This window comes from Galbitalea soli (assembly GCF_010686725.1).
GTDB lineage: Bacteria > Actinomycetota > Actinomycetes > Actinomycetales > Microbacteriaceae > Galbitalea > Galbitalea soli.
Genome location: NZ_JAAGWZ010000001.1, coordinates 1,100,880 through 1,119,122 on the forward strand (window position 1 = coordinate 1,100,880; position 18,243 = coordinate 1,119,122).

Genomic DNA, 18,243 nt, shown 5'->3' on the forward strand with positions numbered 1-18,243 from the left:
ATCGTGGACGGCGCAGCTCTTAGAACGTGTAATTGTCGATATTCGCCTTCGTGATGGAGAGGATTGCGTCGCCGTAGAACTCCAGCGGGTTCGTGGCCGACTGATGCATGGATGTGTATCCCGGAACCTTCAGATCTACACCGGCGGAAAGCTTTTTCCCGCTGGCCAGAATCTTGCCCGCCTGGAGCATCGCCTCGCCCGCGAGTTTTGGATCCCAGAGGAAGATTCCGTCGGCGGAGCCGTCTGCAATGTACTGCTTCGTCTCGGACGGGACTCCCGTGCCGAAAACGCAGATCTTGTCCTGAAGGCCGGCCTCCTGAATCGCGCGGGCGATGCCGGGAACATCCTGCGACGAATCGCCGAAGAAGCCCTTGATCCCGGGATTGGACTGCAGGATCTGCTTGGTCTTCGTGTACGACGTCGCCGCGTTGTCGTTCGACTCGAAGGGCTGAGCAATCCGGTGCATGCCCGGATACTTCTTCTCCTGCATCGCGAGGCCGGCATTCGCCCAGTCCATGTGAGTCTCCGAAGTGAGCGATCCGACGAACTGCGCGTAGTCGCCGGAGCCGTTCATGCACTTCGCAAGCGAGCTCATGATCTGCTCGCCATAGCTGGCATTGTCGAACGCCTCGATGTCGGCATCCGCGTTCGTGATTGTGGGCGCCTCGTGCGTGACGACAGTGATTCCCTTGCTCCGTGCCTGCGCCAGCGCCGTCTCCACCGATGCGGGGTCGATGGGGATGACGGCGAGCACTGTCGGGTTCTGCGTTATCGCTGAGCGAAGCAGATTTGCTTCCAACTCGGGACTCGCCGTGGTCGGGCCGATCTGGCTGGCGTTGATTCCCGTCTTCTTCGCGAAATCGGCAACTCCGGCCTTCATGCGATCGAACCAGGCGATTCCCGAGATCTTCACGACCTGGATGTACTTTCCGGTGCCGGCGGCGGGCTTGCCGCTTGATCCGGCGCTGACCGTAGAGCACCCGGCGAGCGCGAGGGTTGCCATGAGGGCCCCGACGACCGCGATTTTTCTGGACATGTGCATGCTGCTCCCACTCTTCATTGAATGTTCGTCCTCGACTCTGCGCGATATCGAGCAGAGGCTTGCACGAAATCGTGCAGCGCGAGTATTGCAGGGTCTGCCTTCTGAGCGCAAGTGCCAGCCAAACCTCCATTGCGGTCGGGTCGCGCTACAGTTGGGAAAAACCGCAAGAGAGTTGGGCATCATGGATTTATCCCCGCGACAGCAGGGAATACTGGCCGAACTCCGTCGGGGCGACTACGTCGAGGTGAAGGCGCTTGCACGCCGCTTCGGTGTCGACGGATCGACAATTCGACGAGACCTCCAGTCGCTCCGTCGGCTGCACGAAATCGAGCGCTTCCACGGTGGGGTCAGAATTCGACAGCCCAACGCCACCGGACACGCCTCCCGCACCACCCATCTCGCGATCGCTTCAGGCGCTCGCCGACTCCTCGGTCACGGCCAGTCGATCGCTCTCGGCAGTGGCCCCATCACTGAGCTCCTCGTGCCCCTCCTGTTCGACCTCGAGGGGGTGCACGTCGTGACGACCAACGCTCGGGTCGCGGAGCACCTGGACTCGGGCGGGGTGGCGGTGCGACTCACCGGCGGCGATCTGGTGCACGGCACCGGGGAAATGACCGGTGACTCCGTCCTGCACGCGTTCGAGAAAACCCAAGTGGATTGGGCCATGGTCGAGGTGGATGGGGTCCACCCGTTCGCAGGATTCACGGTCGATTCACCGTGGCGTGTTGCCAACCTGCGCGCGGTCATGGGCGCGGGTGAACGCCGATGCGTTCTCGCCGGGAGTTCGGCCTTCGATCGGCGTCGCATCGGCTTCGTCGCCGAGATCAGCGTCGCAGACCTGCTCATCACCGACGAGCTTCTCGACGACGGGAGCCTGCCCGCCTATGAGGGGCGCGTGGTCAGAACCCCCATTGATACGCGAGAGTTTGTGCCAGAAGGGGGCGCCTGAGACGCTGATCGATCACGCGAGCGGCTTCGCGTCACTGGGCTCCATAGACATCTGCTCGGTGGGCAATCCTCATGACAAAGAGCGTGTTGGTCGCTTTGTCGAGCGAAAACAACACGCGGTAGTCACCGCGTCGCGCGGTCCACAGACCGTCTAGCTCACCCCTCAGGGGCTTGCTCATGGGTGCGGGATTGGTCGGCAGGGTTGCGGTGACAAATTCGACCACGGCGACGGCGACGCGGGGCGGCAGTTTCTCAAGCCCGCGGATGGCGCTGGGCGCGAGTTGAACGTCCCAGCTCACGATTCAGGCAGGCCGTACCCGGTGCGGAGATCCTTCGCACTCACTGTCTGCCCGTTTTCGATAGCCCTGCGGCTCTCGGCCACTTCCTCACGGATACCGGGCTGCGAGAGCCAGAACAGTGTCTCGTGGAGCGACTCCAGGTCGTCCTCGCTCATGAGAATCGCCGCCCCATGCCCGTGGCGGGTGATCCGGATGATTTCATGTTCGCGATCGGCTTCGTCGACGAGTGCGGATAACTTGTCATTCGTGGACGCGTAGGCTCTGCACCCACGTTGGAGAGCAGTCGTGCACGAGAGCGCACTCCGACCGGCAGCCTCACCGGGTCGATGCACAGCGCGAGCCATCGGGGACGACTTCCCCGTCGACGCGAATGCCGATCGTTGTGGGTGTCTCCCGCGCGACCCCGTACACGAGCGCCCGGCGGTCTCTGGAGTTCGACTTCGGTGTCGCGCTGAACCCCTCGGCGATGTGCGCGGCCGAGCCGTCTTGAGTCTCGGTCACGGCGCTCGACACGGTGTAGCCGGTGGCGAGGTGCTCGAGGATGTACGCGGTGACCCCGCCCACTGTTCCCCCGTCGACGGTCCAGTATCGTGTGACGTCGACGGCGCCGCTGCAGGTCGCGGGGCCGATCGCCGGTCGATCGAAGTACGGCGAGGCGAGGTCGGGTACCTCGACTGCTCCCGGTGGGAGCACAGGCTGCGAGACCTCGGCCTCGGCGGCGTGAGTGGAGGCTGCGCGACCGGGGGCGCTGAATGCACCCGACGCCACGGCGGCCGTGCCCCACGCAGCTCCGGCGATGAGCACTCCTATACCAATCCCGGCCCCCACGGCCCGCTTCCTCGCGAGACGATGGGGCCTCGAATTCCCGAGTTCGACCAGCTTCTGCCGCAGGCGGCCGTGAAAGTCGTCAGTCACCGAGGCACCTCCATCGCGTCGATGTCGCTGTGCTGATCCGCGCGGACGGCTGCCAGATCACCGCGGAGTTTGCGGCGGGTGCGGTGAAGGCGAACCCGTGCCGAGCCTTCGGACAGCCCGACGGCGAGCGCGGCTTCCCTCACCGAGAACCCCTCCACGACGGTGAGCACGATGAGCCCTGCCTCCACCGGGTTGAGGCGCGCCAGTGCATCCAACACCCGTTCATTTGTTTCGTGAATCGGCTCACCCTGTGCCCGTTCGAGTCCCCCAGCGGCGAGTTCGTCGAGCATCGCCCGATAGCGCCGCGCGGCCCGCTTCTGGTTGCGCGCGACGTTCGTCGTGACGACCAACAACCAGGGGAGGATCGAGCCGTCGACCAGACGAACGCTCGACTGGCGGCGCCACAACTCGAAGAACGCGGTCGCGACCACCTCGTCTGCATCCGCGTTGTTGCCGCACAGGCGCGCAGCGTGGCGAAAAACCCGCGGGGCATGGAGGTCATACAACTCGCCGAACGCCCGCCCATCCTGGTTGAGCGCGCGAGCCCAGAGCTGCTGCTCCTCGCTCCGCGTGTTCGCCATATCTAGGATTGTCCGGCCGCCGCCGATTTGTTACACCACCCCGCGATGGCGACTATGCCGCCGGGCGCTCTTCGGCAGGCGGCGGCGTTCCCGGCGCACCGCGAACGACGGCGGATCCGCCGCCCCTACCCGAGCAGCTCACTCAGCTCCAGCCAGCGGGTCTCCACGGTGGAGAGCTGCTCGTCCAGCTCGCGCAACTGGCCGCTCAGCGCACCCAGCCCGGAGTAGTCCGACTGGTCGTGCTCGGCCATCTCCAGATGCACGGCCTCGACCTGCGCCTGGAGCTTCTCGATCTTCCGGCCGGCGGCCGCGAACTCCTTCTGCGCGTTCCGAAGCTCGGCGCCCTTCAGCCCCGCGCCCGCGGCCGATTGGCCCGAAGAACCCGACTTCGGCGCCTTGGCGGCCGCGGCCAGTTGACCCGAGCGCAGTTCGAGGTACTGCTCCACCCCGCGCGGCAGGTGCACGAAGTTGCCGCCGATCACGGCGTACTGCTGGTCGGTGACGCGCTCGATCAGGTAGCGGTCGTGGCTCACCACGAGCAGGGTGCCCGCGTAGGAGTCGAGCAGGTCCTCGATCGCGGCGAGCATGTCGGTGTCGAGGTCGTTGGTCGGCTCGTCGAGGATGAGCACGTTCGGCTCGTCGAGGATGATCAGCAGCAGTTGCAGCCGACGCTTCTGCCCACCCGAGAGCTCCTTCACCCGCGTCGACAGCTGGGCGCTCTGGAACCCGACCCGCTCCAACAGCTGCGTGGGGGTCATCTCCTTTCCGCCCGCGACGTAGGACGACTTCTGCCGACCGAGCACGTCGCTCACGCGCTCCTCCCAGATGTCCTCCAGCTCGGCGAGCTGCTGGGTGAGCGTGGCGACCTTGATCGTCTTGCCCCGCTTCACGCGGCCGGTCGTGGGGCGCACGGTTCCGGAGACGAGCCCGAGCAGGGTGCTCTTGCCCGCGCCGTTCACCCCGAGGATGCCCGTCCGCTCGCCCGGCGCGACCAGCCAGGTCACGTTCTTGAGCACCGTCTTGTCGCCGCCGTTCTGCGCATCCGGGTAGGTGACGGTGACACCCTCGAGGTCGACGACGTCTTTGCCGAGGCGCTGCATGGCCATGGAGGCGAGGGAGACGGTGTCGCGGGGCGGCGGCTCGTTCTCGATGAGCTCGTAGGCGGCATCCATTCGGAACTTCGGCTTGCTGGTGCGCGCGGGAGCACCGCGGCGCAGCCAGGCGAGCTCCTTGCGCATGAGGTTCTGGCGCTTCGCCTCGGAGGCGGCCGCCATGCGGTCGCGCTCCACCCGCTGCAGGATGTACGCGGCGTAGCCGCCCTCGAACGGCTCGATGAGTCGGTCGTGCACCTCCCAGGTGTCGGTGCAGATCTCATCGAGGAACCACCGGTCGTGGGTGACGACCACGAGCGCGCCCGCGTTCGCCGACCAGCGACGCTTGAGGTGCTGCGCGAGCCAGGCGATGCCCTCCACGTCGAGGTGGTTGGTGGGCTCGTCGAGGAAGATGACGTCCCAGTCCCCCACGAGCAGCGCGGCGAGGGCCACCCGGCGGCGCTGGCCACCGCTGAGGTCGCCGAGCCGGGCCGACCACGGGATGCCCGCCACAAGCCCCTCGATCACATCGCGCACTCGCATGTCACCGGCCCACTCGTGCTCGGGCCGGTCGCCGACGATGGCGTGCGAGACCACGAGGTCGTCGGGCAGTTCGTCGGCCTGATCGAGCATGCCCAGGAGCACTCCGCCGCGCCGCGTGACGCGGCCCGCGTCTGGTTCCATACGCCCGGCGAGCAGCCGCAGGAGAGTCGATTTGCCGTCGCCGTTGCGGCCGACGATGCCGATGCGCTGGCCCTCATCCACCCCGATGGTGACGCTGTCGAAGATGATGCGCGTCGGATATTCGAGGTGAAGAGCTTCTGCTCCCAGGAGATGTGCCACGGGGTTCGAGACTACCGGCTAGCGTTGCGACGTGGATGCGTCGGCCGTGCAGACCCCCTTCCAGCGGGAGGTCGAGATCGTGATGCTGCTCGCCAGCCAGACGCACCGCTACAACGGCCGGCCGGGCGACGGCCCGGATCCGGCCATCGGGCGCGAACTGCACCACGAGATCGAGGTGCGGGCCGGGCTCGGAATCGTCGGCGACCGCTACTTCGCCGAGGCGGCGCACCAGCGATTCTCGGTGACCGTGATGGCCGCCGAGTCGCTGGAGAGACTCGCCGAACAGCTGCAGCTGCCCGAGGTGCCGCACGCGGCGCCCACCCGACGCAACATCATCCTGCGGGGAGCCGACGTCGACTCGCTGCGCGGGGTCACCTTCAGCCTGGACTCCGGCGACGGCCCGGTGCTGCTCCTCGGCACCACGCCCGCGAACCCGTGCGCGTGGATGAACGAGATGATCGCGCCCGGCGCGCACCAGGCGCTGCGCGGCCACGGGGGCATGCGCTGCGAACCGCTCGGCAGTGGCTGGCTGAGGCTCGGCGCGGCGGTGCTGCGGTCATCCGCCCCCATCGGCCCCGCCTGACCGGATGACCGGCGCCCGGCCCCGTCAGCCGAGCGACCCCACCCACTCGCTCGTGCCGTCGGTGAAGCGCTGCTCCTTCCAGATCGGCACGGACTCCTTGACGGCGTCGACGAGGCGACCGCACGCGGCGAAGGCCTCGGCGCGATGGGCGGAGGAGACGGCCGCGGCGAGCGCGACGTCCCCGATCACGAGCGCTCCCACGCGGTGCGAGACGGCGATGGTCACCCCGGGGAACTGCTCGGCGACAGCGGCGGCGACGCTCGCGATGACCTCGCCGGCCTGGGGGTGCCCCTCGTAGTCGAGCGCGAGCACGCCGCGGCCGCCGTCGTGGTCACGCACAACCCCCTCGAAGGTGACGACCGCACCCGCGGCCGCGTTCGCGACGGCGTCGGCGCAGTCGCGAACGGCGATCGGGGTGTCGACGACGGTCGCGAAGACGACCCGGGAGGCGGACGGGTGCTCAGGCATCGTGGCCTCCCCCGGCGAGCTGGTCGAGCACGTGGTCGATGACCTCGCCGAGCAGCTGCAGGCCGTCGCGCACACCGCCCGTCGAGCCCGGCAGGTTCACGATGAAGGTGCGGCCCGCCACGCCCGCGACCCCGCGGCTCATGAGGGCGAAGGGGGTGACGACGGAGCCGCGGCGACGCAGCTCCTCCGAGAACCCGGGCAGCGGGGCGGTCAGAAGCTCGGCCGTCGCGTCGGCGGTCACGTCGCCCGCGCCGACCCCCGTGCCGCCCGTGGTCACGATGAGCTGCACGCCCGCGTCGAGGGCCGCGCGCAGGGCCGCGCCGACGGCCGGACCATCGGCGACCACCACGGGCTCGCCCGGCGCGAAGTCACGCCCGCCGACCGCGACGGCGGCACCCGCGAAGCCGTGGTCGTCGAGCCACTCGGCGATGACGGGGCCGGTGCGGTCGGCGTAGACGCCGGCGGCGGCGCGCGTCGAGGTGACGATGACGACCGCGCGCCGCTCCGCGGCGTCCGGCGTGGGGGCCGCGGCGAGGTGCGCTCCGTGCGCGCCGGGCGCCAGGTGGGTGCCGGTCATGACCGCACCCAGTCGCCCGACTTGCCGCCCTGCTTCTCGAGCACCTTCACCCCGGTGATCTCGGCGAGCTTGTCCACCGCCTTGATCATGTCGTACAGCGTGAGGGCGGCGACGGTGGCGGCGGTCAGTGCTTCCATCTCGACGCCGGTGACGCCGTTGGTGGCGACCGTGGCGAGCACGGTGAGGCGGTCATCCGCCCCCGTAATGTCGACGGCGACCTTCGTGATCGGCAGCGGGTGGCACAGCGGAATGAGGGTGGAGGTCTGCTTCGCGGCCATGATGCCGGCGATGCGCGCGGTGCCCACGGCCTCGCCCTTGGGCAGCTCGCCGGTGAGCACGGCAGCGACGACCTCGGGGCGCGTGACGAGCACCGCCTGCGCCACGGCGCGACGCGCGGTCACCGGCTTGGCCGAAACGTCGACCATGTGCGCGGAGCCGTCGGCGCGCAGGTGCGTGAGCTGCGGGTCGGTCATGGTCTCTCCCTCGCGTCGGGCGTCAGATCGCCCACGCGTCAACGGTAGCGCCGGCCGGCAGCTCGTGGACGCCGACCGGCAGGTGCACGAGCAGATCCGAGGCGGCGTAGCTGTGCAGGAGGTGCGACCCCGGCCCGCCGACGAGTTCGATCGAGCCGTCGGGGCGCAGTCGGCCGCGCCGCACCTGGTGCTTCGCGACGGGCGACTCGACGGCCGCGACGAGCGGGCCGCGGATGACCGGCCGCTGTGCGGGCAACCCGTGCAGCCCGCGCAGCACGGGTCGGAGGAACATCTCGAACGACACGAGGGCGCTCACCGGATTGCCGGGGAACGCGACGACGGGCAGATCGGCCCCGTCGAGGCGCGCGACACCCTGACCCTGCGGCCCGCCCGGCTGCATCGAGACACTCGTGAACGCGACCCCCGCGCTCTCGAACACGTCGCGCACCACCTCGTAGGCTCCGGCACTCACGCCGCCGGTGCTGAGAATGAGGTCGACGGGCGTGCTCGCGAGCACTTCCGCGAGCAGCGCGCGGGCGGCGACCGCGTCGTCGCGCACCACCTCGGCCCGCACGACCTCGGCGCCCGCCTCCTCCAGGGCGGCGGTGAGACTCGCGCCGTTGGCATCGTGAATCGTCGCGGGGTCGAGGGGTGCCTCGGGAGCGCGCAGCTCGTCGCCAGTGGAGATCAGGAGCACGCGTACACGTCGCAGGAGCGGCACGCGCGTCACTCCCGCCGAGGCGAGCACCCCCCAGTGCGCCGGCCCGAGCACAGTGCCCGCTATGAGCAGCATCTGTCCCGCCGCGAGGTCGCTGCTGCGCCTCCGCACGAACGCGCCCGGCTCGACCGGCCCTGCAAAGCGAACCGAGTGACCGGGCTCATCGGGCAGGAAGGAGTTCGGATCGCTCGCCTCGATGGGGATGATCGCGTCGGCGCCCAGCGGAACCGCCGCGCCCGTCATGATCGGGGCCGCCGTGCCCGGCTTCAGCCGGGCGAGGCCGGCACCGGCCGCGATGTGCGGGGCCACCGCGAGGGCGGAGCCGGGGTGCACCTCCGCCGCGCGCACCGCGTAGCCGTCCATCTGCGAGTTGTCGAAGGGCGGCAGGTCGAGCGGGTTCGAGACGTCGGCCGCCAGCACCCTGGGGGCGGGGGCGGCGGGGGGACGGGGATCCGTCCACCACTCGGGCTCGCGGGCCGCGAGCGGGCTGAGGAGGGCCCGAATCGCGCTCTGGTATTCGGAGACCGACGGCATGCCCCCATCTTCGCAGGCCGCCGGTTCAGGCGGCGATGGGAGGATGGGCGCATGACCACTCCGCGCGCCACCGTCGCCGTCATCGGCGGCTCGGGCCTGTACCGCCTGTTCGATCCGGCCGACTCCACTGTCCACACCGTCGACACCCCCTACGGCCCGGTCGCGGTCACCGTCGGCGAGCTCGGCGGCCGGCCGGTCGCGTTCCTCACCCGTCACGGGGCCGATCACTCGGTGCCGCCGCACCTCATCAACTACCGCGCGAACATCTGGGCGCTCGCCTCGATCGGGGTCACCACCATCCTCTCCAGCTCGGCCGTGGGCGGGGTAAGCGCCGACTACCCGCCGGGCACGCTCGTGCTCACCGACCAGTACATCGACCGCACGCACGGCCGGCCCGACACCTTCTACGACCGCGGCCGGGTGCAGCACCTCGCCTCCGCCGACCCCTTCGACCCCGAGCTGCACGAGATCGCCGCACGCGCGCTCGACGCGGCGGGCGAGACCTTCGCGCGCAGCGGCACGGTCGTCGTCGTGCAGGGGCCGCGCTTCTCCACCCGGGCGGAGTCGCTGTGGTTCGCCGCCGCGGGCGCGCACACCGTGAACATGACCATGGTGCCGGAGGTTCCGCTCGCCTCGGAGCTCGGCATCGGCACGGTCAACCTCTCCTTCGTCACCGACAGCGATGCCGGGCTCGCCCCCGCCCACGACCCTGAGAACGCGGTGAGCCATGAGCTGGTTCTGCGACGGCTGCGGGATGCCCAGCCCCGCATCATCGCGGCCCTCGAGGTGATCATCCGCGCGCTGCCCGCCGACTACGCCGGTCTGTCGATCATCCCCGCCGATGCGGTGGCCGAGGTGCTGGCGCGACCCGTGCTCTCCGCGGGGGCCGACGCGTGACCCTGCTGGTCACGGGCGGCGCCGGATTCATCGGCGGCGCGATCGTCGACGCGGCCCTGGCCCGTGGCGAGTCGGTGCGCGTGCTCGACTCGCTGCGAGCCGACGTGCACGGCGGCGAGCCGCGGCTCGACCCGCGGGTGGAGTTCGTGCGCGGCGACGTGCGCGACGCGGCCGTGGTCGGCGAGGCGCTGCGCGGGGTGGAGGCGGTCTGCCACCAGGCCGCGAAGGTGGGCCTCGGCGTCGACTTCTCCGACGCGCCCGACTACGTGTCGTCCAACGAACTGGGCACGGCCGTGCTGCTCGCGGCGATGGCAGCGGCGGGCGTGCACCGGCTGGTGCTCGCGAGCTCGATGGTGGTCTACGGCGAGGGCGCCTATCGCGGCGCGTCCGGCCGCACCCGCCCCGCGCCCCGTCGGCTCGCCGACCTCGACGCCGGCCGCTTCGACCCCGTGGGCGCCAACGGCGAACCCCTCGCGCCCGAGCTCATCGACGAGGATGACCCGCTCGACCCGCGCAACGTCTACGCCATCAGCAAGCTCACGCAGGAGCACCTCGCCACCAGCTGGGCGCGCAGCACCGGCGGCCGCGTGGTCGCCCTCCGCTACCACAACGTCTACGGGCCGGGCATGCCGCAGAACACGCCCTACGCCGGCGTCGCGTCGCTGTTCCGCTCGGCGATCGAGCGCGGTGAGGCGCCGCGGGTGTTCGAAGACGGCCGCCAGCGACGCGACTTCGTGCACGTCGCCGATGTCGCCTCGGCGAATCTGGCGGCGCTCGACGCGACGCGGGCCGAGGGGGGCGAGGCGGGCGTCTCGCGCGCCTACAACGTGGGCAGCGGCGAGGTGCACGCGATCGGCGAGCTCGCCGGCAGCCTGAGCCGGCACGCGGGCGGGCTCGCCCCGATCGTCACCGGCGAGTACCGCCTCGGCGATGTGCGGCACATCACGGCGTCCTCCGCCCGGCTGCGCGCGGAGCTGGGCTGGCGACCGGCGATCGCGTTCGACGACGGCATGCGCGAGTTCGCCTCCGCACCGCTGCGGGCGGCGGTGCGCGCTCAGGCCACCTGAACCGTGATGCTGTGCAGCCCGGTCGACCCGTTGGGCGCCGGGTCGGCGTAGGCGGCGGTCTGCACGAGCCCGTTCGCGTCCGTCGCCCGCACGGTCAGGCGGTGCTGGCCCGCGGTCGCCTGCCAGACGTAGCTCCACTGCAGCCAGGAGTCGACGGTGACGAGCTCGGCGAGCGCAGCGTCCTGCCACGGACCGTCGTCCACGCGCAGCTGCACCCGCGAGATGCCGGTGTGCTGGGCCCATGCGACGCCGGCGACGACGACCCGACCGGCGCTCACCGAGATCCCGTTCGTGGGCGTGTCGATGCGCGAGGAGAGCTTGACCGGGCCGAGCGCCGACCAGCCGCGCGGGGTCCAGTAGCCCTGGTCCTTCGCGAAGGTGGTGACCTTCAGCTCGACGACCCACTTGGTCGCGGAGACGTAGCCGTAGAGCCCGGGGACGACCATCCGCACGGGGAAGCCGTGCTCGAGGGGAAGCGGCTGGCCGTTCATCCCCACCGCAAGCAGTGAGTCGCGGGCCGGATCCTGCAGCACCTGCAGCGGGGTGCCCGCGGTGAAGCCGTCGACGCTCGTGGAGAGCACCATGTCGGCGCCGGCGGTCGGCCGGGCGCGGGCGAGCAGCTCGCGGATGGGATACCCCAGCCAGCGGGCGTTGCCGATCAGGTCGCCGCCGATCTCCTGCGAGACGCAGGTGAGCGTGATGATCCGCTCCTGCAGGGGCAGCGCGAGCAGTTCGGCGAAGGTGATCGTCACCTCGTTCTCCACCATCCCGGTGATCCGCAACGACCACTTCTCGGCGTCGACGGTGGGCACCACGAGGGCGGTGTCGATGCGGTAGAACTGGCCGTTCGGCACGAGATACGGCGTGAGGCCGTCGATGGCGAGGTCGGCAGCGGCGGGCACGGGCGGTGCCGGCGAGGCGGGCGCGGGCAGCTGGATGGCGCGGCGCACCGCGCTCGCGGCGGTGCCGGCACCCGAGACCACGCCGCCGACGACGAGTCCGGCGATCGAGGCGGCGGCGGTCAGGCCCGAGTACTGCAGGAAGCTGCGCCGCGCGAGACCCGCGCGCCCGGCTGGGGCCTCGGGGGCCTGAGTCGCCCGCCAGGTGGTGAGGCGGCGCGCGGCGGCGCGCAGCACGAGGCACCCGACGATCGCACCGGCGACGGGCGGCACGATACTCAGCACGGTCGCCCCGGCGCGCGTGGCCGAGGCGAGGGTGGCGATGAAGGCCACGATCAGCAGCAGGAGAAGCCCGAGCGGTTCGCGTCGCAGCTGCAGGATTCCGACGACGACCGAGAGGGCGAGGATGACCACCCCCAGCAGCACGATCAGAAACAGTTTGTCGCCCGTGCCGAAGAGCGCGATCACCACGGTCTTCACCCCCGGCGGGGCGAGATCGATGAGCAGGGAGCCGACCGCCACGACGGGATTGCTGAGGTGCGTCACCGCGGCGAGGAGGAACGCGGTCGCGAGGGTGGCCGCCCCCGCCAGGACGCCGACGACGGCCTCCTGCAGGGTGCTGCTCGCGCGCGTCGTCACGGCATCACGATACGACCCGCAGCGCGCCCCGCCGCGCGGGCTCCGCAGGATTCACAGCAATCTCGGGTGTTGCGGGCCACCCACGGCGGTCACGGCTCCGAACCAGTGGCATGCGCGACTCCCGGCACCCCGATGGCACCGCCGTCGACGTGATCCTCCCCTGTCTCAACGAGGCGGCCGCCCTGCCCTGGGTGCTCTCCCGACTACCCGAGGGCTACCGCGCGATCGTGGTCGACAACGGCTCGACCGACGACTCCGCCGCGGTGGCGCGCGCCCACGGGGCGCTCGTGGTCGCAGAGAGCCGCCGGGGCTTCGGGGCGGCCGCACACGCGGGACTCGTGGCGGCGACCGCACCCCTCGTCGCCTTCTGCGACGCGGACGCCTCGATGGACCCGCGCGACCTGCCCCTCGTCGTCGACCCGGTACGCGACGGCGTCGCCGAGCTCGCTCTCGGCCGTCGTCGCCCGACGACCGCCGGCGCCTGGCCCGTGCACGCCCGCGTCGCCAACCGCGCACTCGCCCTGCTGCTGCGTCGCGCCACCGGCCTCGCCCTCCACGACCTCGGCCCCATGCGCGCCGCCCGCCGCGAGGGGATGCTCGGCCTCCACCTCAGCGACCGCCGCAGCGGCTACCCGCTCGAGGCGGTGCTCCGCGCGAGTGCCGCCGGCTGGCGCGTCGTCGAGGTGGACACCCCCTACGCCCCGCGCGTCGGTCGCTCCAAGGTGACCGGAACCCTCCGCGGCACGATGACCGCCGTCTCCGACATGTCCCGACTGCTGGCCACCCGATGACGACGCTGATCCTGATCGCAAAGGAGACCGTGCCCGGTCGGGTGAAGACGCGATTGCACCCGCCGCTCAGCCTCGAGCAGGCGGCCGAGCTCGCCGCCGCCGCCCTCGCCGACACGATCGCGACCGTGGCGTCTCTGCCCTTCTCCCGCCGCATCCTGTGCTTCGACGGCTCGCTGCTGCCCCCGGGCGCCGAGGCCTTCGAGGTCGTGCCGCAGGTGTCGGGCGGTCTCGACGAGCGGCTTGCGGCGGTCTTCGACGTGTGCTCCGGCCCGACCGTGCTCATCGGCATGGACACGCCGCAGCTGCGCCCGACGGATCTGGCGCCCGTATTCGGGGCGTGGTCCGACGACGACGGCCCCCTCGACGCCTGGTTCGGGCCGGCGAACGACGGCGGCTTCTGGTCGCTCGCGCTCGCCCGTCCGGACGGCGCACTGCTGCGGGGCATCCCCATGTCGCAGGACGACACGGGAGCCCGTCAGCTGGAGCGTCTGCACGTGGCGGGTCTGCGGGTCGGCGCCCTCCCGATGCTCACCGATGTGGACACGATCGCCGACGCCGAGGAGGTCGCCGAGCTTGCGCCGAGCAGCCGATTCGCCGCCGCCCTCACCGGATTCCTGACGGAGGTCACCCGATGAGTCTTGCCACGACTTTCGGCTCGGGCGGTGCCGAGCCCTACGCCCGGGCACTGCGCGGGCACACCGGCGCCCTCCTCTACCTGCACGAGTTCCGCCCGGGCGCTCGTCGCCGTGGGGCACGCCCCGCCGCGATCGAGATGAACGTCGACCGCTGGAACGCCGACGCCGACCTCGTCGACCGCACGCTCCTCGCCTCGGTGCGCGGACCGGTGCTCGACGTGGGCTGCGGTCCGGCCCGCATGGTGCGCGCCGCGGCCGAGCTCGGTCTCGGGGTGCTCGGCATCGACGTCTCCCCCGCCGCCATCGAGATCGGCCGCGCGGCTCAGCTCCCGGTCGCTCTGTGCTCCGTCTTCGACGCCGAGGTGCCGGGTGCCGGCACCTGGCAGACCGTGCTCCTCGTCGACGGCAACATCGGGATCGGCGGCGACGTGACCGCCCTGCTCGCCCGCTGCGCCGAACTCGCGGTCGCCGACGGCGAGATCGTGGTGGAGGTGCACGCCGACCCGCGGCGCGACCGGACCTTCCTCGGCCAGCTGGCCGACGCGCACGGCGAGCGCAGCGCCTCCTTCCCCTGGGCCGAGATCGGGGCGGAGGGACTGCTGCGGCGCGCCGCGGGCCTCGGGCTCGTCGCGCGTCAGTGCTGGTCGGCCGACGGCCGCACCTTCTGCCGGCTGGCGAAGAGCCGCGCGTAACCGACCGCCACGATCGCGGTCACCGCGGCGAGCACGCCCAGGAAGACCGCGAGGTTCACGCCGTAGTCGAGGGGCAGGATCGACGAACTGAGGGTGCCGATCGATCGCTTGATGATCTCGGGCACCACCACGAGACTGACGATGCCCCCGATAACGAGCGCGCCCTGCACGATGGCGACGACCGCCGCGGGCAGCCGTGCGCCGACGCGGCGGAGCAGCAGCGTGACGAGGAACACGGCGGGCGCGATGAGCGCGTCGTGAACGACGATCGCCCCGGCGAACCAGGCGAGGATTCCCGGCCAGTGCTTCGGGGCCACCCCGGCGACGAGCGCGAGCGCGCCCGTGGCGAGCAGGGCAAGGCCGAGGAGCACGAGCGCCAGGCGCGCGACGGTTCGCCGGGTCGGGGGCACGATCATCCGATGACCTCCACGGTGCTCAGCCACTTGGTCTGCAGCACGCCCGGGCGGGCGGGCGCGATGAGTCGGGCGGGGTAGCCGTGATCGAGGTCGAGCACGTGCCCGTTCAGCCGCAGGGCGATGAGCGTGAGGTCGTCGCGCACGAACTCCGGCTCCAGCTCGGACATCGCGTAGAGCGACCCCTGCTCGAGGCTGCGCACGCGCACCCGCACCGACGCGGGCGACCCGACGAGAGCCAGCAGATCTTTCACCCGCACGCCCTGCCATTCGGCGAGCTGGCTCCAGCCCTCCACGCAGGCGATCGGCAGGCTCACGGTGTGCTGCGGCAGGCTGCGCAAATCGGCGAGGCTGAGGGCTCGGGATGACCCGCCCGCCATCACCGTGAGCGCCCAGTCGCCCGCCCGCGCGGTCTCCGTCACGCGGGCCGCCGCGGCCGTGCGGTTGACGGGCAGGCCACCGGGGCCGACGCCGGGCTTGCGCGGGGCGAAGACGGTGAGCGCGTCGAGCGGGCGGAACGACTGGCCCGCGGTGAGCGCGACGAGCGTCGCGGAGGCGACGCCGATCGTGGTGAGGAAGCCGCGGCGGCTCACGCGGGGCGAGCGCGGGGCGGGGGTGCGGTCGATCCAGGCGAAGACGCGGCCGGTCACGCCGCGCCCGGCGTCGCCGCGGCGCGCGGGCGCCCTGGTCGCCGCCCCCGCGGCCGCCGGCGTCACCGCGCCGACCGCCGCTGCGGGCGCGGGCGCCGCGGCCTCCACGCCCGCCGCCGGGCGTCGCCAGTGCAACGCGATCAGGTCGAGCTTCACCGCGATGTGGATGGCGAGCGACCCGATGATCACGAAGGAGAGCGCGAAGTGGGTCTGCCGGAACGGGAACGGGAACAGCCGGTACCACTGGTAGGTGTTGAGCAGCCCGATCGCGATCTCGACGAGCGACGCCGCGACCAGCAGCGCGATCGAGGCGCGCTCGAGCAGACTGCGCAACCCCGTGATGGGCGGGGTGCGGAAGAGCTCGGGATAGACGGCGTACAGCTTGCCGAGGATCAGCGGCAGGCACACGAGGCCCGCCGTGATGTGCACCCCCTGGGTGAGCTGGTAGAGCCAGGTGGGGCGGGTGGGGAAGGTCATCCACGGCAGCGGGTTCTGCAGGAAGTGGCTGTACAGGCCCGTCGCGAAGCACAGGAGGAAGGCAGCGCCGAGCAGCCGGCCGAGCACCACCGCGGTGCGGGTGGTGCGTGACGGCGACTGGAGCGCCTGTCGAATGCCGTGCAGCAGCCGGTGCATGAGCCTCATCCCGCCGCGGAAGCGCGGCATCCTTCTGCAGAGCGTTCGGAGCGGGAGGCGCGCGCGACGGGTCGGGTGGGTCAGGATGACACCGTGCGCACCGTCCTCACCGCCATCGCCGTCGCGGCGCTCGCCGTGCTGACCGCGCTGGCGGTGACGGTGCTGCCGTTCTACGACTCCTCGCGCGATCGCGTCACGCTCCCGCTCATGATCGGCGGCAGCTGGCTGCTCTTCGCACTCGCGGTGTGGCTCCTGCGGCGCGTGCCCACCCGCGCGGCGGTCACCCTCGTGCTCGTCGGGGCGGTCGCCATCGGGGGCGCGGCGATGGCGGGCCCGCCCAACACCAGCACCGACTCGGCGCGATACGCCTGGGACGGCATCGTGCAGAACGCGGGCATCTCCCCCTACGCCCATGTGCCGACCGACCCCGCGCTCGCCGCGCTGCGTCCCTCCTGGCTGTTCCCCGCGCCCGTCACCCGGGCCGACGGAACGGTGGGATGCCCGGGGCCCGCCGCGCGCATCATGGCGTCGACCGAGCCCGGCGGGGCCACCCTCGTCTGCACCGCCATCAACCGCGCCACGGTCCCGACGATCTACCCACCGACCGCCGAACTGCTCTTCGCGGGGGTGCGCGCCCTCGTGCCGCGCGAGGCGGGGTACTGGCCGATGCAGCTGCTCGGTCTGCTCGCGAGCCTGGGGATCACGGTCATCCTGCTGCTCGCCCTGCGGCGCCGCGGACTCGACCCGCGCTGGGCCGCGCTGTGGGCGTGGTGCCCGCTCGTCGCCGGGGAGGCGGTCACCAACTCGCACATCGACTCCGTGGGCGCGGGCCTCCTGCTCGTCGCGACCCTCGCCGTCGCCACCGGGCAGCGCTGGTCGGGCGGGGTCGCGCTCGGGGCGGCCATCGCGACGAAGCTCATTCCCGTGATCGGAGTGCCCGCCCTGCTGCGACGCCAGCCGTGGAAGCTCGTCATCGCCTCCGTCACCACCTTCCTGCTGCTGTACCTGCCGTACCTGATCTCGAGCGGCCCCGCCGTGCTCGGGTATCTGCCCGGCTACCTGAGCGAGGAAGGCTACGACGACGGCAGTCGGTTCGCACTGATCTCGGTCGTGGCGCGGGGGCGCACGGCGTTCGTGGTCGCGGCCGTGCTGCTGGTGGTCCTCGCGGTTCTCGTCGCGCTGAAGACCGACCCCCGGGCGCCCTGGGTGGGGCAGCTCGTGATGATCGGCGTCACTCTGCTCATCGTGTCGCCGCGCTACCCCTGGTACGGGCTGCTGCTCGTGCCCTTCGTGGCGATGTCGGGCCGGTGGGAGTGGCTCGCCGTGCCGCTCGCCCTGCTCGCGAGACAGCTCGAACCGCACCTCGTGGTGCTTCGCGTGGGCGAACTGCTCGCGATCACGCTCATCGTGCTCGTCGGGCTGGCCCGCAGCGGACCACCGCGTCGCGAATGGTTCCGACTGCGGGGCGGCTTCGGTCGCTAGGCTCGCGCTATGGCCCTCTATCCCGCTGTCACCCACGCCACGATCACCTGGTACGAGCCCGGGGAATCCTGGAACCTCGAGATCTGGGCGGGCGACGACGACACCGCCCTCGCGCTCTGGCCACTCGCTCCCTTCGATGACCTGAACGATGAGGATTACGCCCGAGTCAGCGAACTGCTGTCGGCCGTCGAGATCGACGACGACGGCCGGGAGGGCTGGGCGATCGACGAGGAGCGGGTCTGGCGGTCATCCCTGCGGTCTCGCGTGAGCGCCGAGGAGGCAGGGCAGAAGCGCCTGCTCGTCATCGAGGAGCCGGTCGCCATCGCGCCCGACTCCGCCCCGACGGCGGCCGTGGCGGCCGACGGCGCCTGAG

General features: G+C 71.3%; 22 protein-coding genes. 9 read left to right on the top strand and 13 right to left on the bottom strand.

Features of this window, described 5'->3' with window-relative positions; all coding sequences use genetic code 11:
- Positions 1-19 precede the first annotated feature (19 nt).
- Positions 20-913, bottom strand: a complete 894-nt coding sequence (locus G3T37_RS05165) for a substrate-binding domain-containing protein (protein WP_163472355.1) — start codon at positions 911-913, stop codon at positions 20-22.
- Here G3T37_RS05165 and G3T37_RS05170 point away from each other — a divergent pair.
- Positions 879-1,991, top strand: a complete 1,113-nt coding sequence (locus tag G3T37_RS05170; protein WP_163472356.1) for a DeoR/GlpR family DNA-binding transcription regulator — start codon at positions 879-881, stop codon at positions 1,989-1,991. The genes G3T37_RS05165 and G3T37_RS05170 overlap by 35 nt on opposite strands.
- Positions 1,992-2,022: 31 nt before the next feature.
- On the opposite strand, the gene G3T37_RS05175 is transcribed toward G3T37_RS05170, so the two are convergent.
- The 5 genes from G3T37_RS05175 to G3T37_RS05195 form a co-directional block, all read right to left on the bottom strand.
- A complete protein-coding gene (locus G3T37_RS05175; protein WP_163472357.1) occupies positions 2,023-2,289 on the bottom strand; it encodes a type II toxin-antitoxin system RelE/ParE family toxin in 267 nt (88 codons plus the stop codon).
- Positions 2,286-2,633: a type II toxin-antitoxin system Phd/YefM family antitoxin gene (locus G3T37_RS05180; RefSeq protein WP_163472358.1), complete on the bottom strand. Its 348-nt coding sequence runs from the start codon at positions 2,631-2,633 to the stop codon at positions 2,286-2,288. The genes G3T37_RS05175 and G3T37_RS05180 overlap by 4 nt, the downstream gene beginning before the upstream one ends.
- Positions 2,605-3,093 carry a hypothetical protein gene (locus G3T37_RS05185; protein WP_163472359.1) on the bottom strand — a complete coding sequence of 163 codons (489 nt, stop codon included), beginning with the start codon at positions 3,091-3,093 and terminating at the stop codon, positions 2,605-2,607. Before G3T37_RS05185 ends, G3T37_RS05180 begins: the two co-directional genes overlap by 29 nt.
- Positions 3,094-3,200: 107 nt before the next feature.
- Complete coding sequence (locus tag G3T37_RS05190; RefSeq protein WP_163472360.1) at positions 3,201-3,785, bottom strand: RNA polymerase sigma factor; 585 nt, start codon at positions 3,783-3,785, stop codon at positions 3,201-3,203.
- 125 nt (positions 3,786-3,910) lie between these two features.
- Positions 3,911-5,719 (bottom strand): ATP-binding cassette domain-containing protein, encoded by a 1,809-nt coding sequence (locus G3T37_RS05195; protein WP_163472361.1) that lies wholly within the window; start codon positions 5,717-5,719, stop codon positions 3,911-3,913.
- A 31-nt stretch (positions 5,720-5,750) separates the two neighbouring features.
- On the opposite strand from G3T37_RS05195, the gene G3T37_RS05200 reads away from it, so the two are divergent.
- Complete coding sequence (locus tag G3T37_RS05200; protein WP_338401189.1) at positions 5,751-6,302, top strand: molybdenum cofactor biosysynthesis protein; 552 nt, start codon at positions 5,751-5,753, stop codon at positions 6,300-6,302.
- Positions 6,303-6,326: 24 nt separating this feature from the next.
- On the opposite strand, the gene G3T37_RS05205 is transcribed toward G3T37_RS05200, so the two are convergent.
- From G3T37_RS05205 to G3T37_RS05220, 4 genes are read right to left on the bottom strand one after another with little or no spacing between them, the layout of a single operon-like run.
- Entirely contained in the window at positions 6,327-6,770 is a 444-nt protein-coding gene (locus G3T37_RS05205) for a molybdenum cofactor biosynthesis protein MoaE (protein ID WP_163472362.1), read from the bottom strand.
- Positions 6,763-7,347, bottom strand: a complete 585-nt coding sequence (locus G3T37_RS05210; protein WP_163472363.1) for a MogA/MoaB family molybdenum cofactor biosynthesis protein — start codon at positions 7,345-7,347, stop codon at positions 6,763-6,765. Before G3T37_RS05210 ends, G3T37_RS05205 begins: the two co-directional genes overlap by 8 nt.
- Positions 7,344-7,820, bottom strand: coding sequence for a cyclic pyranopterin monophosphate synthase MoaC (gene moaC / locus G3T37_RS05215; protein ID WP_163472364.1), 477 nt, complete (start codon positions 7,818-7,820; stop codon positions 7,344-7,346). The genes G3T37_RS05210 and moaC overlap by 4 nt, the downstream gene beginning before the upstream one ends.
- 22 nt (positions 7,821-7,842) lie before the next feature.
- Positions 7,843-9,072: a molybdopterin molybdotransferase MoeA gene (locus G3T37_RS05220; RefSeq protein ID WP_163472365.1), complete on the bottom strand. Its 1,230-nt coding sequence runs from the start codon at positions 9,070-9,072 to the stop codon at positions 7,843-7,845.
- Positions 9,073-9,123: 51 nt separating this feature from the next.
- Here G3T37_RS05220 and G3T37_RS05225 point away from each other — a divergent pair, with 51 nt between their 5' ends.
- Together G3T37_RS05225 and G3T37_RS05230 are read left to right on the top strand one after the other, a co-directional pair.
- On the top strand, positions 9,124-9,969 hold the full coding sequence (locus G3T37_RS05225; protein WP_163472366.1) for an MTAP family purine nucleoside phosphorylase: 846 nt from the start codon (positions 9,124-9,126) through the stop codon (positions 9,967-9,969).
- Entirely contained in the window at positions 9,966-11,036 is a 1,071-nt protein-coding gene (locus G3T37_RS05230; RefSeq protein ID WP_163472367.1) for an NAD-dependent epimerase/dehydratase family protein, read from the top strand. The genes G3T37_RS05225 and G3T37_RS05230 overlap by 4 nt, the downstream gene beginning before the upstream one ends.
- Here the strand turns inward: G3T37_RS05230 and G3T37_RS05235 are convergent.
- Positions 11,024-12,574 carry a molybdopterin-dependent oxidoreductase gene (locus G3T37_RS05235; RefSeq protein WP_338401190.1) on the bottom strand — a complete coding sequence of 517 codons (1,551 nt, stop codon included), beginning with the start codon at positions 12,572-12,574 and terminating at the stop codon, positions 11,024-11,026. The genes G3T37_RS05230 and G3T37_RS05235 overlap by 13 nt on opposite strands.
- 110 nt (positions 12,575-12,684) lie before the next feature.
- Here G3T37_RS05235 and G3T37_RS05240 point away from each other — a divergent pair, with 110 nt between their 5' ends.
- Genes G3T37_RS05240 through G3T37_RS05250 form a run of 3 tightly spaced genes read left to right on the top strand, consistent with a single transcriptional unit; the run spans position 12,685 to position 14,692 of the window.
- Positions 12,685-13,365: a glycosyltransferase family 2 protein gene (locus G3T37_RS05240; RefSeq protein WP_163472368.1), complete on the top strand. Its 681-nt coding sequence runs from the start codon at positions 12,685-12,687 to the stop codon at positions 13,363-13,365.
- On the top strand, positions 13,362-14,000 hold the full coding sequence (locus tag G3T37_RS05245; RefSeq protein ID WP_163472369.1) for a TIGR04282 family arsenosugar biosynthesis glycosyltransferase: 639 nt from the start codon (positions 13,362-13,364) through the stop codon (positions 13,998-14,000). The genes G3T37_RS05240 and G3T37_RS05245 overlap by 4 nt, the downstream gene beginning before the upstream one ends.
- Complete coding sequence (locus tag G3T37_RS05250; RefSeq protein WP_163472370.1) at positions 13,997-14,692, top strand: class I SAM-dependent methyltransferase; 696 nt, start codon at positions 13,997-13,999, stop codon at positions 14,690-14,692. Before G3T37_RS05245 ends, G3T37_RS05250 begins: the two co-directional genes overlap by 4 nt.
- On the opposite strand, the gene G3T37_RS05255 is transcribed toward G3T37_RS05250, so the two are convergent.
- Positions 14,635-15,108, bottom strand: a complete 474-nt coding sequence (locus tag G3T37_RS05255; RefSeq protein ID WP_163472371.1) for a hypothetical protein — start codon at positions 15,106-15,108, stop codon at positions 14,635-14,637. The two genes, G3T37_RS05250 and G3T37_RS05255, sit on opposite strands and share 58 nt — an antisense overlap.
- On the bottom strand, positions 15,105-16,418 hold the full coding sequence (locus tag G3T37_RS05260) for a molybdopterin-dependent oxidoreductase (RefSeq protein ID WP_241732096.1): 1,314 nt from the start codon (positions 16,416-16,418) through the stop codon (positions 15,105-15,107). The genes G3T37_RS05255 and G3T37_RS05260 overlap by 4 nt, the downstream gene beginning before the upstream one ends.
- A 63-nt stretch (positions 16,419-16,481) precedes the next feature.
- Between G3T37_RS05260 and G3T37_RS05265 the strand changes: the two genes are divergently transcribed.
- Positions 16,482-17,870: a glycosyltransferase 87 family protein gene (locus tag G3T37_RS05265; protein ID WP_163472372.1), complete on the top strand. Its 1,389-nt coding sequence runs from the start codon at positions 16,482-16,484 to the stop codon at positions 17,868-17,870.
- A 9-nt stretch (positions 17,871-17,879) separates the two neighbouring features.
- Positions 17,880-18,242 (top strand): hypothetical protein, encoded by a 363-nt coding sequence (locus tag G3T37_RS05270; RefSeq protein WP_163472373.1) that lies wholly within the window; start codon positions 17,880-17,882, stop codon positions 18,240-18,242.
- Position 18,243: the final 1 nt, after the last annotated feature.